This is a genomic window from Flavobacterium sp., assembly GCF_004211145.1.
Classification (GTDB): domain Bacteria; phylum Bacteroidota; class Bacteroidia; order Flavobacteriales; family Flavobacteriaceae; genus Flavobacterium.
Genome location: NZ_SEBS01000004.1, coordinates 25,017 through 40,728, shown reverse-complemented (window position 1 = coordinate 40,728; position 15,712 = coordinate 25,017). Strand labels below are relative to the sequence as shown.

Here is a 15,712-nt window from a genome sequence, read left to right as displayed (position 1 = left end):
CATTATGTACGGAAAAATCAAGGAACATCTTCAAAACGAACTGCAGGCGATCGAGGACAACGGATTGTTTAAAAAAGAACGCGTGATCACGTCGGCTCAAGGTGCTGAAATCACTGTGAACGGCGAAACGGTGCTCAATTTTTGCGCGAACAATTACTTGGGTTTGTCGTCTCATCCTGAAGTGATCCAGGCGGCGAAAGACACGTTGGATACGCACGGTTTCGGGATGTCGTCGGTGCGATTCATTTGCGGAACGCAGGACATTCACAAGACGCTTGAAAAAACGATCGCCGAATTTTACGGGACCGAAGATACGATCTTATATGCCGCGGCTTTCGATGCGAACGGAGGCGTTTTCGAGCCGCTTTTGAACGAGCAGGACGCGATCATTTCCGACAGCTTGAACCACGCTTCGATCATCGACGGCGTGCGTTTGTGCAAGGCGATGCGCTACCGTTACGAGAACAGCGACATGGCCGATCTTGAACAACAGTTAATAAAAGCCAGCGAGGCCGGAGCGCGTTTCAAATTGATCGTGACCGACGGTGTTTTTTCGATGGACGGACTCGTCGCGCCACTCGACAAAATTTGCGACCTCGCCGACAAATACGATGCGATGGTCATGATAGACGAATGCCACGCGGCGGGATTCATCGGCAAAACAGGAAAAGGAACGCCCGAGGCCAAAGGCGTCATGGGAAGAGTCGACATCATCACGGGAACGCTTGGAAAGGCGCTTGGCGGCGCGATGGGCGGTTATACGACGGGTAAAAAAGAGATCATCGAATTACTGCGTCAGCGTTCGCGCCCGTATTTGTTTTCGAATTCGTTGGCGCCCGCAATCGTCGGTGCTTCGATCAAGGTTTTTGAATTGTTGAAGAAAGACACGACGTTGCGCGACAAGCTAGAATGGAATACGAATTATTTTAAAGCGGGCATGAAAAAGGCGGGATTTGACTTCATCGATGGTGATTCGGCCATCGTTCCGGTCATGCTATACGATGCGAAACTGTCCCAAAATATGGCCAACGAGTTGCTCAAAAAAGGAATTTACGTAATAGGATTTTTCTTCCCTGTCGTACCCAAGGAAAAAGCGCGAATCCGTGTCCAGCTCTCGGCTGCGCACACTCAGGAACATCTCGATAAAGCGATATCCGCGTTCACCGAGGTAGGAAAAACATTGCAAATCATCTGAAGAAATCAATCTTAACGTTATGTTATTTTTTTAACATTTGTCTTTGCTGTTAAAAAAAGACGGATTACATTTGTTCTAATAACTTTTGTAACTAAAAATGAAATCTAGTATGAAACATCTTAACAAAGTTTTTGCCGCGGCAGTGATGTTGTTTGGCTTGAGCACGCAGGCTCAGGACAGCGACAACCCGTGGGCAGTATCGTTTGGTGCGAACGCCGTTGACACGCGTTTTAGCGCCGCATCTAAATTAGAAGACCAGTTCTCAGAGTATTTTAATGCTAAAGACAACTGGAACATCATCCCATCTGTGTCTTACCTTAACGTATCAAGACATATCGGAAGCGGATTCACTTTCGGTGTGACAGGATCACTCAACAAAATCGACAAGTTCGTTAGTAGAAGAGGTGAAGGCGCAACTGGAATCGATGATTACGAAGTATCGAATCCTGGTGATTTGAAGTATTACGCTGTTGATGGAGTTATCAAGTATAGCTTCATGAACTTGTTGAAATCTAAGTGGTTCGATCCATACCTACACGTTGGTGGAGGTTACACTTGGTTGGGCGACGAGAACAACGGAACAGTAAACGGAGGTGTTGGAGTTACGTTTTGGGTTGTTGAACAAGTTGGTTTGACGTTCCAATCTACTTACAAGCACTCTTTCGAAGACGACAGAAATGTTTTCCCTTCACACATGCAGCACTTTGCAGGTCTTACTTTCAAATTCGGAGGTAAAGATACTGACGGAGACGGAATCTACGACAAAGATGATGCTTGTCCGGAAGTTGCAGGTTTGCCACAATTCCAAGGATGTCCTGACACTGATGGAGACGGAATCCAAGATAAAGAAGACGATTGTATTGACCAACCTGGTACTGCTGAGTTCCGTGGATGTCCTGATACTGACGGAGACGGTATCCGCGATAAAGATGACGCTTGTCCAGATGTTGCTGGTTTGAAAGCTCTTAACGGATGTCCAGATGCTGACGGAGACGGAATCACTGACAAACAAGACAAATGTCCAGACGTTAAAGGTCCTAAAGAAAACGGTGGTTGTCCATGGCCAGATACTGACGGAGACGGAGTACTAGACAAAGACGATCGTTGCCCATCAGTTAAAGGAACAGTTGCTAACAACGGATGTCCTGAAATCACTGAAGAGCAAATCAAGAAATTGAACGAGTACGCTAGAACTATCTTGTTCAACAGTGGTAAATCGACTTTCAAAGAACAAACATACCCAGTTCTTCAGAACATGGCTGCTATCTTGAAAGAATACCCAGCGTCTAAATTCCTTTTGGAAGGACACACTGATAGCGATGGTAGCAACGCATTGAACCAGACATTGTCTGAAAACCGTGCAGCTGCTGTTAAAACCTACCTAATCGAGCAAGGAATCGGAACTGACAGATTGCAATCTGCAGGTTTCGGTGAAACTAAGCCGATCGCGTCTAACAAGACTGCAAAAGGTAAAGCGCAAAACAGACGAGTTGAAGTGAAATTGATCAAAGAATAATTTCACCCATCTTAATACAAAGAACGCCTCGAGAAATCGGGGCGTTTTTTTTATTTTTACAAAATGAGCAAAACCAGTTTTCTTGACCGACTGGCGCAGGAATTGGTCGCGCGACATCAAGCCGATTTTTCAAACGTCACCGTAATCTTACCCAACCGGCGGGCACGCGTTTTCCTACTCGAAGCCTTGCGGCAGCAAATAACGGGAAACGTCTTCGCGCCCAACATCATCAGTATCGAGGATTTCATCCAGGATGTTGCGGGAATTCGAACCATCGATAACATCGAATTGTTGTTCCTCTTCTACGATGTGTATCTCGAGGCGAATCCCGGCGAGCCTCAGGACTTCGAACTTTTTGCGAATTGGGGCAAAGTATTGCTACAGGATTTCAATGAAATCGACAGGTATCTGCTTGAGCCTTTGCGCGTCCTGGCGTATCTCAAAGACATCGAAGACATCAAACATTGGTCGGTCGATCTCGAGCAACGCACCGAAATGATTTCCAACTATCTAAAATTCTGGGAAAAACTGCCCGAATATTATACGCGCCTTTACGAAGCTTTACTGCAGAAAGGCGTCGGTTACCAAGGATTGATCTACCGCGAAGCCGTCGCGAACATCGAACATTTCGTTTCGTCGGTGCAAGACCAAAAATTCATATTCGCTGGTTTCAATGCGCTCAATGCCGCCGAGGAAAAAATCATCCAACAATTACTCGCCCACGACATTGCCGAAATTTTTTGGGATATCGATTCGGTGTTTCTAAAAGACGAGCAGCACGATGCCGGGCTTTTTATCCGACGTTTCAAACAGGATTGGAAATATTACCGAAGCCGGCCGTTCAATTGGATCGCCGACGATTTCGCGTCTGAAAAGCAAATTCATGTAATCGGAACGCCAAAGACTATCGGACAAGCCAAAATCGCAGGAACGCTTATCGAAAAGCACATCCAATCAAATCCGAATCTCGAAAAAACCGCCATCGTGCTCGGAGAAGAAAGTCTGCTCACGCCGCTGCTGTATGCGTTGCCGTCGAGCGTCGATGCGCTAAATATCACGATGGGTTATTCGGCCAAGAACAATCCCGCCCAAATTCTCGTTGCGAAGCTTTTCCGAACCCATATTAACGCTTTGGCAAGGAACGCGTCCAGTTACGTTTTTTATTACAAGGACGTACTCGACATCCTTTCGCATCCATTGATCGAACCCTATGCGAACGCCCAGGAAATCGTTTCGCTGATCAATCGCAACAATTATTCGTTCATTACGCAACAGCGTCTGTTGGAGCGCGCAGCCAATCCGTCGAAGTTGTTTGCCTCGTTGTTTGAAAAGTGGGACAAGGGTCCGTTGGAGGCGCTTAAGACCGTGTCCGATGTCTTGCTGTACATCAAATCCAGACTCGGCAACGACAATCAGGAAGAGAAAGTCGCCAAGGCGTTCCTGTACGCTGTTTTCAAAGTCATCAACAAACTGATCTCGCATTATTCGCGACATTCCCAAACCGAATCGATGGAAACGCTTCAGGCGATCTACAAACAAGTCGTGGATCTGGCCGAAGTCTCGTTTGAAGGCGAACCTCTCGAAGGACTGCAGATTATGGGCGTGCTCGAAAGCCGCGTGCTCGATTTCGATACGGTGATCGTAACGTCGATGAACGAGGGGAATTTTCCCGCGGGCAAGTCGTCCAATTCATTTATTCCGTACGATGTAAAACGCGAACTCGGATTGCCGACGTTCAAGGAAAAAGACGCGATCTACACGTATCACTTTTATCATTTGCTGCAGCGCGCCAAGACGATTTATTTGCTGTACAACACTGAAAGCGAAGGCTTGGATGCGGGTGAAAAAAGCCGTTTCATCACACAGCTCGAAGTCGAAAAACAACCAAAGCACCAACTTTCGCACGAAATCAAAAACGCCGAAGTTCCGCTGACGGCCTACAAACCGATAGAAATCCCCAAGTCGCCACTCGTCATGCAACGTCTTTCAGATATAGCGAAAGCCGGATTTTCACCGTCGGCGCTCACGAGTTATATCCGAAATCCCGCCGATTTCTACTTCAAGAAAATATTGCGCATCAGCGATGTCGATGAGGTCGAGGAAACCATTGCGCTCAATACGCTGGGTACGATCATCCACGGCGCGCTCGAGAATCTGTATCGTCCGCTCATCGGGAAAATACTGATCGAACAGGACATCGCGGACTGTCTCAAAAAGCTCGACGCCGAAGTGCTGCGCCAATTCCAGATCGTCTACAAAGAAGGCGAGATCAAGAAAGGCCGAAATCTTCTCGCGTTCGAAGTCGCCAAACGAAACGTGTCGAATTTCCTAAAACGCGAGCGCGAAGACATCGCGAACGGGGACGAGATCACGATCATCGCGCTTGAAGAAACGTATGAACGCGAACTTTCACACCCGGATCTGCCGTATCCGGTTTTGATCCGCGGAAATGTCGACCGCATCGAACGACGCAACGACAAAATCCGCATCACCGATTACAAAACCGGGAAAGTCGAAGCCAGGGATGTCACGCTCAAAGACTGGAACGGATTGATCCTCGAAAGCAAAACCGACAAGATCATCCAGGTTTTGGCTTATGCTTACATGTTCGAGGAAAAAGCGAACGGAACTGAAATCGAGGTCGGGATCATCTCGTTCAAAAACCTCAAATCGGGATTTTTGCCATTCATCTATAATGACGGAGAAGCAAAGACGAGCGTGATCGGAGCATCGGTTTTTGAAAATTACAAGAGCCAATTGGTCGCGTTGTTGCGCGAAATTCTCGATGCCGAAAAACCGTTTGTCGAGAAAATAATCTGATGCGGAAACTCAAGAATGTCTGGTTTTTCTTCGCGAGTACTGTCTTGTTGAATCTTGGAATATCACTTGCGGCGGCGATTTTTGGCGGCATCGCGGGATTTGCTGGGAGTTTTTTATTCTTCGGGTTTGCATTTAGTTTGGCCGTAAAGGAAGTCCGCGCGAAAAATGAATACGTTTTTTACCGCAACAATGGCTTGAGCCGCGCCCAACTTTGGGTTTCGTCATTCGTCATCAACTTTACGGTCTATCTTCTCCTAATCACAATCCTTGTCGTATGTCAGGACATATTCTCGAAATAGACAGCGTCAAGAAACGGTTCGGAGAGAAAATTATCTTGTCTGACGTTTGGCTGACTTGCAAAACGGGTGAAATCGTTGGGTTACTCGGGCGAAACGGTTCGGGAAAATCGACGTTGCTGCGCATTATTTTCGGGATGATTTCGGCCGACCAGAAATTCCTGAAGATTGACAATGAACCTGTCGTCGGTTATCATCGACACATAAGTTATCTCGAACAGGACAATTTCATTCCGGCACATTTGCCGGTAAAAACGGCGATCGCTTTGTCTTTGGAGAAATCGCAGGTCGACCGTTTTTGCGACGATCCGATGGTTGGAAAAATATACGACTCGAAAATCGGAAACTTATCATCGGGCGAAAGACGTTACCTCGAAATCAGGTTATTGCTGTTCAATCCGGCCAAATTCGTATTGCTCGACGAACCATACAACGGATTGTCGCCCCAGCTTGTTGAAACAGTCAACGCGCTGATTATCGAAAAATCGCAAGAAAAAGGAATTGTCATCACCGATCATAATTACCGCAACATCATTGACGTGAGTTCGCGTTTAATTTTGATGAAAGACGGAAAACTCCACCATTTGCAAAACAAATCGGAGCTCGTCGAAAAAGGATATTTACGCGAAGGAATGTTTTAGATTTCTTTGAGGAATTCCAGCAATGCGGCGATTAACTCGTCCTTGTTTTCTATAGGCGACATGTGACCGTCTTCAAACGTCACGAGTTTCACATCGGTGTTTTCGATTTGTCCGACGTTTTCATCGTACACGAGAACCGGATCGTTTTTGCCGAGTACGAGCAGGATCGGATACGGCGCAAAGTGCAGCAATACTTCGCGGTCTTTGCGGATTTTCATGCCTTCGAGCGACGCCACGATTCCCTGCAACGGCGTTTTCAATGCTTCCTGTTTTACGGTTTCGATCTCCGGTGACAAGCGTTCACGATTGTTTTCACTGAACAGGTTCCCGATCGAAAGCCGCACGAATGACGCGTAATCGTTCTTTACGGCCTTAATCGCGCGATCGCGGTTGGTTTTGCGCTCATCGCTGTCGGCGAGTGATGTCGAGTTTATCAATCCGATTCCCTTTGTCATTTCAGGATACAGTTCGGCGAAAGCGAGCGCGACGTAACCGCCCATGGAATGTCCCGCGATCACGGCCTTTCGGATTTGCAATGCAGACAGGACCGAATGTACGGCGTCGGCGTTGTCTTCCATCGTTTGTACGTAACCGACGGCTTCGGTTTGGCCATGTCCGAGCAGATCGATCGTGATGACGCGGTATTTTTTGGTCAGTTCGGGTGCGATTTCGTTCCACATCGTGCTGTTTTCGAGGAAACCGTGCAGCAAGACGACTGCGGTTCCTTTTCCCGCGTCGGTGTAATGGATTTTCGTGTTTTTATAGAGGGCGATTTTACTCATGTTTTCAGGAAGCGGTTTATTTCTTCAAAATACGAAATTTCGGCGTCAAGCCAACCGTAATGGCTGCAATTTTCGAGCAGGACGACTTTTGAATTCTCGAGGACTTTATGCGCTTTTTCGGCTAATTTTTCAGGAACGATGTCTTGTTTTCCCTGTATGATCAACACGGGTTTCTTGAACGATTCGAGTTTTGGCGCACAATCGAAATGCATGCGATTCAAATCCTGCCAGACCAACGTGTTGAGTTCGCGATCGCCTTGGGTCAGGCGTTCGGCGAGAATCGGGTAGAATTTGGGGTTTACGACGTAGGCCGGAGCCAATGCGCGCCCACGCCCGAGTCGGGTTTTGTAATTCGTGTCGCCTTTGTCGATCTTGGCTTCCCAATAGGCGAGGGAATCGCGATGGATTTTGTCGAGCCTGCGTCGGATCAGATCGGTTTCATTGAGCAATTCCAAGTCGATTCCGCCCGATGACGACAGGATAAGTTTCTCGACTTTTTCAGGATGCAAACTCGTATAATACGAACCCAGCATGCCGCCGAACGAATGGCCGAGCACGATCCAGGTTTCGATTTTGAGATGTTTGCGCAACGCCTCGATGTCCGACGCCATCAGATCCATCGTCACGCTGGTTTTCGTCGAATTTTTCAATACCGATTTTCCCGTGCCGCGTTGGTCGTAAATGATCGTGAGGTTGTTTTCGCCGAGTTTTTTGGCGAGCGATTCGAAGCCGTTGCTGTTCATTCCGGGCCCGCCGTTTATGATGAGCATCGGTTTTCCGTGCCCGAACGTCCTGAAATAAATAGGCGTACCGTCGTTGCTTCGGGCGAACCCATCCGATTGCGCGTGAGCGAATCCGACGAAAAACAACAACAGTACGACCAATTTTTTCAACGCGAAAAGTTTAGGAATTCATCAACGATTCAATTTCCTCGATCTCGATAGGAATATTTTTCATGAGGTTGAACGGTTCGCCCGACGGTTGGATCACGACGTCATCTTCAATCCTGATTCCGAAACCTTCGGCGGGAATGTAAATGCCAGGTTCGACCGTAAATACCATATTAGCCTGCATCGGTTCGTGCAAAAGCCCGTAATCGTGCGTGTCCAAGCCCATGTGGTGCGATGTTCCGTGCATGAAATATTTTTTATAGGCAGGCCAGGCCGGATCTTCGTTTTGGACGTCGGCTTTGTCGATCAATCCGAGCCCAAGAAGTTCCGAAGTCATGATCTTGCCGACTTCGACGTGGTATTGTTTCCACAGCGTTCTCGGCGTGAGCATTTTCGTGGCTTCGTTTTTTACGCGCAAAACCGCATTGTAAACATCGGCCTGGCGTTTGGTATATCGGCCCGAAACGGGAATCGTGCGCGTCAGATCCGACGAATAGTTCGCGTATTCGGCCGCGACATCGAGCAAAAGCAGATCGCCCGCCTTACATTCTTTGTTGTTTTCGACGTAATGCAGGACGTTCGCGTTGTTTCCACTCGCGACGATCGGCCCATAGGCGAAACCTCTTGAACGGTTGCGGATGAATTCGTGGACGAGTTCGGCTTCAACTTCGTATTCGAAAACGCCCGGTTTCACGAATCCGAGTAAGCGTCGGAAACCTTTTTCGGTGATGTTGCAAGCGGTTTGGATGAGTGCGATTTCCTCTTTTTCCTTTACTGAACGCAATCTTTGCAAAATCGGGTTGGATTTGGCTACCGAGTGCGCCGGATATTTCTCTTTCCACCATTTGATGAAACGGTCTTCACGCGTTTCCGTAGCGACCTTCGCGCGGTAATGTTCGTTCGTGTTAATGTACATCGTGTCGGCGTAGGTCATGAGTTCGTAGAAAACCTTCTCGAAATCCTGAAGCCAATACACCGATTTGATTCCCGAGACTTCGAACGCTTGATCCTTCGTAAGCTTCGCGCCTTCCCAAATCGCGATGTGTTCGCTTGTTTCAGTCAGGAATAAAATTTCACGTTGGTGTTCGTATGGCGCGTCAGGGAAAAGTACCAGAATCGATTCTTCCTGGTCGACGCCGCTCAGGTAAAAGATGTCGCGATGTTGTTGAAACGGCATCGAGCTGTCGGCCGAAATCGGATAAATATCGTTGGAGTTGAAGACCGCGATAGCATTCGGCTTCATTTGGGCCGTGAATTTCTTGCGGTTCTTGACAAATAAGTTGCTGTCGATTTGTTCGTACTTCATTACAAATTGTTTTAATATTCCAAAAGTACGAATCGTTTGTGGTAACGAATCGGCCATTTGGCAGTATTTTTTGAAGGTGAAAATTTATGATTTAGGGTAGAAAAAATGTTGCCGTATGTGTCAGGTTTTTCATATTTAACCCTGTCAGGGTCTTTTTTAGGATGTTTTTTTCCGTATCCGACTCATATGCCGCCCCGAAATTCCCAAAAAAGAAGCCAGATAATGCAACGGAACCTCATGTAACAATTCAGTTTCCGTGCGCAAGAGTTTCGCGTAACGTTCCTCGGGCGAAAGCGTGAGCAAGTCGATGCGATATTCGTCGATCAGGCAAATCTGGCGCTCGATCAATGAATAATACAATCGGTTGAACTCCCGATTCGTTTCCAATAGATGCGAAAAGTCCTTTTTCCCGATCACGAGCAAATCACAATCGCTGATCGCCTTGATACTTTTGCGCGACGGCTTTCGGTTCAAGAAGCTCGCGAGTGAAGTCGTAATGGAATTTTTGAGTCCGAGATACGTCGTCTTTTCATCGCCGTCTACTAAAATCGAATGTTGGAGAATTCCGTTTTTAATTAAACAGAAATTCTCGCAGACTTCGCCCTCCGAAACCAAAAAATGATTCTTTTTAAGAGACAAAGACTTGAAAAATTCCGTCTGTCGCTCCATGAAAAGTTGAAGTTCGGCGCTTTCACCCGGATTGAATTCTGATAAGGCGTCAAAAAACTCCATGTGCATTTCTGTTTGAAACCGTTTGACGTTGAAAAACAATCGACGTTACGCTACTCGATCCATTTATAATAGCGAGCGCCAAGAAGATTCGGTTTTTCCTGCTCGATGCGATCCAGAACCCATTCATTTTTTGGCGATCGGACGCTGAAATGTTGTTCTCTCTTATGTAGTTTTTCGTAGGTGCCGAAGTCGATTTCCGTGCTTTGCTCCAAGTTTTCGAACAATTTTACATTTGAGATCGGAAGCACCCAATTCGGTTGGATTTCGGCTTCGAAGACTTTGGATTTCGATCCGCTTCCGTAGGCCAGAAAACCGAACTTCGTACCTGAAATATTACGTTCATTGCGATATGCGTCGCACAAAGCCGACAACAATCCCATAAGAATCGAACCCGTATAAAGATTTCCGATCAAGGACGAAGCGAGTTCCGCGGGTTGCAATTTCTGTTTTATGAAATCGCGGTATGCGTCTGATTTGGCGAGTTCTTTTAACTGCGTCGCGCAATTCGGATCGTTCCTGTCGATCGCAATTTCGTCCGAATCCAAAGCGAAAATTTCGGTCAACATGCGTCGGCCCTGAAAAGCGTAAGGCAAGTGCATGATTATGTTTTCCCAAGAGGCGTAGAGCGTGCCTTCAAATTTCGAGGTTTTTTTGAACGAAAAATAGGCTTCGCGCGTCCTGTCGGTATAACATTGGTTCGAATATTGGCCATCGAAAACGGGCTGGTCCTTGTGGATTTCGATCTCGCTTTCAAGATTTCCGAACCACGGCTCGTTGTGGTCGTTGCCCGAAATCAAGAATTTTGAGACTTTTCGGTACGGTTTGAAGAAGTCGAAAACGCCTTTATTGCTAACTGCGAAATTGGTCCCGAAAGCCAGAATTCTCGGGTCGGACGAAACCAGCATCGCCACTGCGCCCGCGCCTTGGGTATATTCGCCTGTCGATTCGAGGTCGTACTTTGCAATGTCGGTCGCGACGATAATCGCTTTCTTATCGGGATGCAATCGGATGAAATCGAGGCAATTCTGTAAAGCGTCGACCGCGCCGATACATGCGAACGTAAAATCGACGACATCGCATTCCAACAATGAATTTTCGCCGAATTTCTGCTCGATCAAAGCTGTCACGAACGATGCGACGGGTTTAGAATTGTCGATTCCGCTCTCAGTCCCGACGTAAATCCTCGCGATTTTAGAAAGATCGATGTCGTTGTCGAGAATCAGTCGCGTCAGTGCATTCGCGCCAAAGACAACCGTATCCTGATGTGCGTCGGGCAATGTCATTTTTAGAAGTCCGAGGCCTTTTTCGAGTTTTTCAGGTTCGATGTGGCGCGCCTCGGCCAGCGTTTTTATTGGAAGATGAATGTTGGCGACGTCAAAAGCGATCGCATCGATCCCGGTTTTCATGAGCATTTTTTAGAAGTCGTAAAGTTACGATTACGTGCGAACCGAACCGCAAAATTATCGGCAACATTTTATTTTTACGAAAACGTCAGCGGTAAGCGCGAATGTGCCGAAACGTTAAAAAAAACCATCTTTTCAATTTCGAAATCGGCAATAAATCAAAAAGGCGCGCGTTATAGCAGTGAACCAATAACCAACCACGATGCGCACAAACTATCTGTATTTGTTGTTCGCGCTATTGCTATTGCCTACTTTTTCGTTGCTCACATCTTGTGAAAGCGACGAAAACGAAAGCGAGGAACCGATGCTCATCGTCAAGTTCCAGTTCGATCCGAATCAGCAGCGATTGAATAATGTCGGGCAACCTACTGAAGTTCCGTCGGGTCACGCGGCCCAAACTCCGAATTTCAACACGATTTCAGCCCACTATTTCGAATTGGCACCCGACGCTTACACGCAACTCGGCGCCGGAGCGGTTTTGTACCATGCGCCTGAAACCGATATGGGCGGCACGAATGCGATCGATTTCAGCAAGGCGAAAATCGTTCAGGAAGGCGAGACGTTCCTCAAAATTCCGCTCAAAGATGTCGCTGCGGGAAATTACAATTGGGTTCGCGTTTCACTCGCATATCAGAATTACGGCATTTCGTTTCGTCAGGCGGGAGTCGATTATAATGGGACTCTGGCGAGTTTCGTCGGGTTCAATACGTATGTTTCTTCTCACTCCATCGGCAATAATTTCTTCGAGGTGAATGCGAATCGCGTACAGGGTTATTGGGCGTTTGCGCTCGACGATTATCCTTACAGTGCCGAAGGTCAGGCGCCTGAAGGTGCGACGACGGTTCCGAATCCCATAGCATCGACATCCCCGATTCCGGCAGGATCGTGCGTCGTTACGGGCAAATTCGCGAACAATCTTTCCATAACGGGCAACGAATCCAAGGATGTCGTGGTCACGCTTTCGCTTTCGATAAACAAAAGTTTCGAGTGGGCCGAGGTGAATAACGACGGGAAATTCGAGCCGTCGGCGGGCGAAAATGTCGTCGATATGGGTTTGCGCGGATTGGTGCCGAGTTTCGCCGTTTCGAACTGAATCGTAAATCGTTTATTTATAGTCGTTTCTACAGTCATTTAAACTCAGTATAAATAAACCCGAAAACGTTGCGGAGTACAGCTTTTAGCTGTATTTTTGTGTGATTTTTTATTAAATTACACACTTCCTATGGCAAAATCCGCAATCCTGAAGTCGTCTTTGGCTAAAAAGTACTGGATGGCTTTGACAGGTTTATTTTTGTGTTTGTTCCTGGTTGGACACTTACTCGGAAATCTCCAGATTCTTTATGCAGATCCGCACCAGTTCAACACCTACGCGCTTTTCATGACAAGCAACCCGGCTGTCAAGGCGCTTTCTTACCTCACTTACATTTCAATTTTGTTCCATGCCGTAGACGGTGCGTTGCTTACGTATAGAAACGTAAAGGCGCGTCCGGTCGGATATGTGAAGAACAACCCGTCGAAAAACTCGATGTGGTCATCTCGTAACATGGGGATTCTTGGAACATTGATCCTTGTTTTCATCGTGACGCACATGATGAACTTTTGGGCTGTGATGCACTTCGACAACAAAATGCCGTTGGAGAAAGTGATCGTTAACGTAAATCCGAAAGCGACTCCGGCACAAAACCAAGAGTTTTACATCACGACGAGATTGGGAGAATACATTCCCGTCGCGCAGGTAGGATCGAGCAAAGAAGAGGCGAAAAGTCTCGGAAAACCGTATTACATCAAAGACCGCACAGAGATCATGAATACGCAGGTCGACGTGAAAATGGCCGATGGTTATAAAGACCTTCACAAGATTACCGTCGCATTCTTCAAACACGAAAAATTCGGTTTGCTGTATGCAATTTTATATGCTCTTGCGATGGTCGTTTTAGGGTTACACCTTTGGCATGGATTCGCGAGCTCGTTCCAGAGCATCGGTCTGAACCACCCGAAATACAGCGGTTTCATCAGCAAATTCGGGATGTTCTTTGCGACTGTCGTACCTTTCCTTTTCGCGATCATCCCATTGTACGTTCACTTTTTACTTAAAACAGTTTAATAGCCACAATACGTATGAAGTTAGATTCTAAAATACCGGAAGGCTATATTTCCGATAAATGGACCAACCACAAAAACCATTTAAAACTCGTCGCGCCCAACAACCGCCCCAAGATTGACGTGATCGTCGTCGGGACAGGACTGGCAGGAGCTTCGGCCGCCGCTTCACTTGGCGAAATGGGCTATAACGTAAAATCGTTCTGCTTCCAGGATTCACCGCGTCGCGCGCACTCTATCGCGGCACAAGGAGGAATCAACGCAGCGAAAAATTACCAGAATGACGGCGATAGCATATATCGCTTGTTCTACGATACGATCAAAGGCGGCGATTACCGCGCAAGAGAGGCGAACGTTCACCGTTTGGCTGAAGTTTCAGGAAATATCATCGACCAATGCGTCGCCCAAGGTGTTCCGTTTGCACGCGATTACGGCGGAATGTTGGATAACCGTTCGTTCGGTGGAACGCAAGTCCAAAGAACGTTTTACGCAGCTGGTCAAACCGGACAGCAATTGTTGCTCGGTGCGTATTCGGCGTTGTCACGTCAAATCGGGCAAGGAAACGTGCAGCAGTTCAACCGTCACGAAATGCTTGATATCGTAAAAGTCGATGGAAAAGCACGCGGCATCATCGCAAGAAACCTCATTACGGGTGAAATCGAAAGACATTCGGCTCACGCGGTCATCATCGCATCGGGCGGATACGGAAACGTCTATTTCCTTTCGACGAATGCCATGGGATCAAACGTTTCAGCGGGTTGGAAAATCCACAAAAAAGGCGCTGCGTTCGCAAATCCTTGTTTCGTACAGATTCACCCGACCTGTATTCCGGTCCACGGGACGAACCAATCGAAACTGACCTTGATGTCGGAATCGTTGCGTAATTCGGGCCGAATCTGGGTTCCGGCTAAAAAAGAAGATGCCGAAGCCATTCGCGCCGGGAAATTGAAACCGGTTCAGATTGCCGAAGCAGACCGCGACTATTTCCTCGAAAGACGTTATCCGGCATTCGGTAACCTCGTGCCTCGCGACGTCGCGTCAAGAGCTGCGAAAGAGCGTTGCGACGCCGGTTTCGGGATCGAAGCCAACGATACGAACGAAGGTGTTTACCTTGATTTCGCGTCTGAGATCATCAGCAAAGGAAAGCAGGCGGCTTTGGTTGCGGGCGATCACAATCCTAGTGACGAGAAAGTACAGGAACTCGGAAAGAAATGGATCGAGGAAAAATACGGTAACCTTTTCCAGATGTACGAGAAGATCACGGCTGAAAATCCGTACGAAACCCCAATGAAAATTTACCCTGCTGTCCACTATACGATGGGCGGCGTTTGGGTCGACTATAATTTGCAATCGACGATTCCCGGCTGTTTCGTGGCCGGTGAGGCGAATTTCTCGGATCACGGCGCGAACAGGCTCGGAGCTTCGGCTTTGATGCAAGGTTTGGCCGACGGTTATTTCGTATTGCCCTACACGGTTTCCGATTATTTGGCCGATGAGATCCGCACCGGGAAAATCTCGACGCAATCGGCCGAGTTCGATGAAGCTGAGAAATCGGTTCGTGCGCAAATCGATAAATTCCTCAACAACAACGGAACGAAATCGGTGGATCATTTCCACAAACGTCTCGGACACATCATGTGGAACAAGGTCGGAATGGGCCGAAGTGCCCAAGGTTTGGCCGAAGCCGTCAAGGAAATCGATGCCTTGCGTGCCGAATTCCACCGCGACGTTTATGTTCCCGGTAAAAATGACGAAATGAACACAGAGCTTGAAAAAGCACTTCGCGTCGCCGATTTCATGGAACTCGGGCAATTGATGGCGATGGACGCTTTGCAACGCAACGAATCGTGCGGCGGACATTTCCGCGAGGAATACCAGGATGCCGAAGGTGAAACGTTGCGTGACGACGAGAACTTCAAATTCGTGGGCGCTTGGGAATACAACGGCTCCGACATCAATCAGGAAATCTTGAACAAGGAAGACCTGAACTACGAATACATCAAGATTGCAGCCCGTAACTACAAATAAAAT

Annotated in this window: 13 protein-coding genes; 8 read left to right on the top strand and 5 right to left on the bottom strand. The window is 47.6% G+C overall.

Annotation, left to right across the window (positions count from 1 at the left end; translation table 11 throughout):
- Positions 1–4: 4 nt before the first annotated feature.
- From kbl to EOO50_RS02870, 5 genes are all read left to right on the top strand, one after another.
- Positions 5–1,195, top strand: a complete 1,191-nt coding sequence (kbl, locus tag EOO50_RS02890) for a glycine C-acetyltransferase (protein WP_290837727.1) — start codon at positions 5–7, stop codon at positions 1,193–1,195.
- A 109-nt stretch (positions 1,196–1,304) separates the two neighbouring features.
- On the top strand, positions 1,305–2,711 hold the full coding sequence (locus EOO50_RS02885; protein WP_290837725.1) for an OmpA family protein: 1,407 nt from the start codon (positions 1,305–1,307) through the stop codon (positions 2,709–2,711).
- Between the two features lie 63 nt (positions 2,712–2,774).
- Entirely contained in the window at positions 2,775–5,531 is a 2,757-nt protein-coding gene (locus EOO50_RS02880; protein ID WP_290837723.1) for a PD-(D/E)XK nuclease family protein, read from the top strand.
- Entirely contained in the window at positions 5,531–5,830 is a 300-nt protein-coding gene (locus EOO50_RS02875; RefSeq protein ID WP_290837721.1) for a hypothetical protein, read from the top strand. Before EOO50_RS02880 ends, EOO50_RS02875 begins: the two co-directional genes overlap by 1 nt.
- Positions 5,806–6,468, top strand: coding sequence for an ATP-binding cassette domain-containing protein (locus tag EOO50_RS02870; protein ID WP_290837719.1), 663 nt, complete (start codon positions 5,806–5,808; stop codon positions 6,466–6,468). The genes EOO50_RS02875 and EOO50_RS02870 overlap by 25 nt, the downstream gene beginning before the upstream one ends.
- Here the strand turns inward: EOO50_RS02870 and EOO50_RS02865 are convergent.
- The 5 genes from EOO50_RS02865 to EOO50_RS02845 form a co-directional block, all read right to left on the bottom strand.
- Positions 6,465–7,250: an alpha/beta hydrolase gene (locus tag EOO50_RS02865; RefSeq protein ID WP_290837717.1), complete on the bottom strand. Its 786-nt coding sequence runs from the start codon at positions 7,248–7,250 to the stop codon at positions 6,465–6,467. The genes EOO50_RS02870 and EOO50_RS02865 overlap by 4 nt on opposite strands.
- On the bottom strand, positions 7,247–8,143 hold the full coding sequence (locus tag EOO50_RS02860) for an alpha/beta hydrolase (protein WP_290837715.1): 897 nt from the start codon (positions 8,141–8,143) through the stop codon (positions 7,247–7,249). Before EOO50_RS02860 ends, EOO50_RS02865 begins: the two co-directional genes overlap by 4 nt.
- A 10-nt stretch (positions 8,144–8,153) precedes the next feature.
- Positions 8,154–9,446 (bottom strand): aminopeptidase P family protein, encoded by a 1,293-nt coding sequence (locus EOO50_RS02855; RefSeq protein ID WP_290837713.1) that lies wholly within the window; start codon positions 9,444–9,446, stop codon positions 8,154–8,156.
- Positions 9,447–9,602: 156 nt separating this feature from the next.
- Complete coding sequence (locus tag EOO50_RS02850) at positions 9,603–10,178, bottom strand: Crp/Fnr family transcriptional regulator (RefSeq protein WP_290837711.1); 576 nt, start codon at positions 10,176–10,178, stop codon at positions 9,603–9,605.
- 50 nt (positions 10,179–10,228) lie between these two features.
- Positions 10,229–11,584, bottom strand: coding sequence for a hydroxymethylglutaryl-CoA synthase (locus EOO50_RS02845; protein ID WP_290837709.1), 1,356 nt, complete (start codon positions 11,582–11,584; stop codon positions 10,229–10,231).
- A 199-nt stretch (positions 11,585–11,783) separates the two neighbouring features.
- Between EOO50_RS02845 and EOO50_RS02840 the strand changes: the two genes are divergently transcribed.
- The 3 genes from EOO50_RS02840 (at position 11,784) to EOO50_RS02830 (ending at position 15,709) form a co-directional block, all read left to right on the top strand.
- Positions 11,784–12,674, top strand: a complete 891-nt coding sequence (locus EOO50_RS02840; RefSeq protein ID WP_290837707.1) for a hypothetical protein — start codon at positions 11,784–11,786, stop codon at positions 12,672–12,674.
- A gap of 129 nt (positions 12,675–12,803) precedes the next feature.
- Positions 12,804–13,685: a succinate dehydrogenase cytochrome b subunit gene (locus tag EOO50_RS02835; protein WP_290837705.1), complete on the top strand. Its 882-nt coding sequence runs from the start codon at positions 12,804–12,806 to the stop codon at positions 13,683–13,685.
- Between the two features lie 14 nt (positions 13,686–13,699).
- On the top strand, positions 13,700–15,709 hold the full coding sequence (locus EOO50_RS02830) for a fumarate reductase/succinate dehydrogenase flavoprotein subunit (RefSeq protein WP_290837703.1): 2,010 nt from the start codon (positions 13,700–13,702) through the stop codon (positions 15,707–15,709).
- The last annotated feature ends 3 nt before the right edge of the window (positions 15,710–15,712 follow it).

Bases quoted from the DNA above. Each gene is read 5' to 3' on its own strand.
- kbl (WP_290837727.1), top strand. From the start codon at position 5: ATGTACGGAAAAATCAAGGAACATCTTCAAAACGAACTGCAGGCGATC.
- EOO50_RS02885 (WP_290837725.1), top strand. From the start codon at position 1,305: ATGAAACATCTTAACAAAGTTTTTGCCGCGGCAGTGATGTTGTTTGGC.
- EOO50_RS02880 (WP_290837723.1), top strand. From the start codon at position 2,775: ATGAGCAAAACCAGTTTTCTTGACCGACTGGCGCAGGAATTGGTCGCG.
- EOO50_RS02875 (WP_290837721.1), top strand. From the start codon at position 5,531: ATGCGGAAACTCAAGAATGTCTGGTTTTTCTTCGCGAGTACTGTCTTG.
- EOO50_RS02870 (WP_290837719.1), top strand. From the start codon at position 5,806: ATGTCAGGACATATTCTCGAAATAGACAGCGTCAAGAAACGGTTCGGA.
- EOO50_RS02865 (WP_290837717.1), bottom strand. From the start codon at position 7,250: ATGAGTAAAATCGCCCTCTATAAAAACACGAAAATCCATTACACCGAC.
- EOO50_RS02855 (WP_290837713.1), bottom strand. From the start codon at position 9,446: ATGAAGTACGAACAAATCGACAGCAACTTATTTGTCAAGAACCGCAAG.
- EOO50_RS02850 (WP_290837711.1), bottom strand. From the start codon at position 10,178: ATGGAGTTTTTTGACGCCTTATCAGAATTCAATCCGGGTGAAAGCGCC.
- EOO50_RS02845 (WP_290837709.1), bottom strand. From the start codon at position 11,584: ATGAAAACCGGGATCGATGCGATCGCTTTTGACGTCGCCAACATTCAT.
- EOO50_RS02840 (WP_290837707.1), top strand. From the start codon at position 11,784: ATGCGCACAAACTATCTGTATTTGTTGTTCGCGCTATTGCTATTGCCT.
- EOO50_RS02835 (WP_290837705.1), top strand. From the start codon at position 12,804: ATGGCAAAATCCGCAATCCTGAAGTCGTCTTTGGCTAAAAAGTACTGG.
- EOO50_RS02830 (WP_290837703.1), top strand. From the start codon at position 13,700: ATGAAGTTAGATTCTAAAATACCGGAAGGCTATATTTCCGATAAATGG.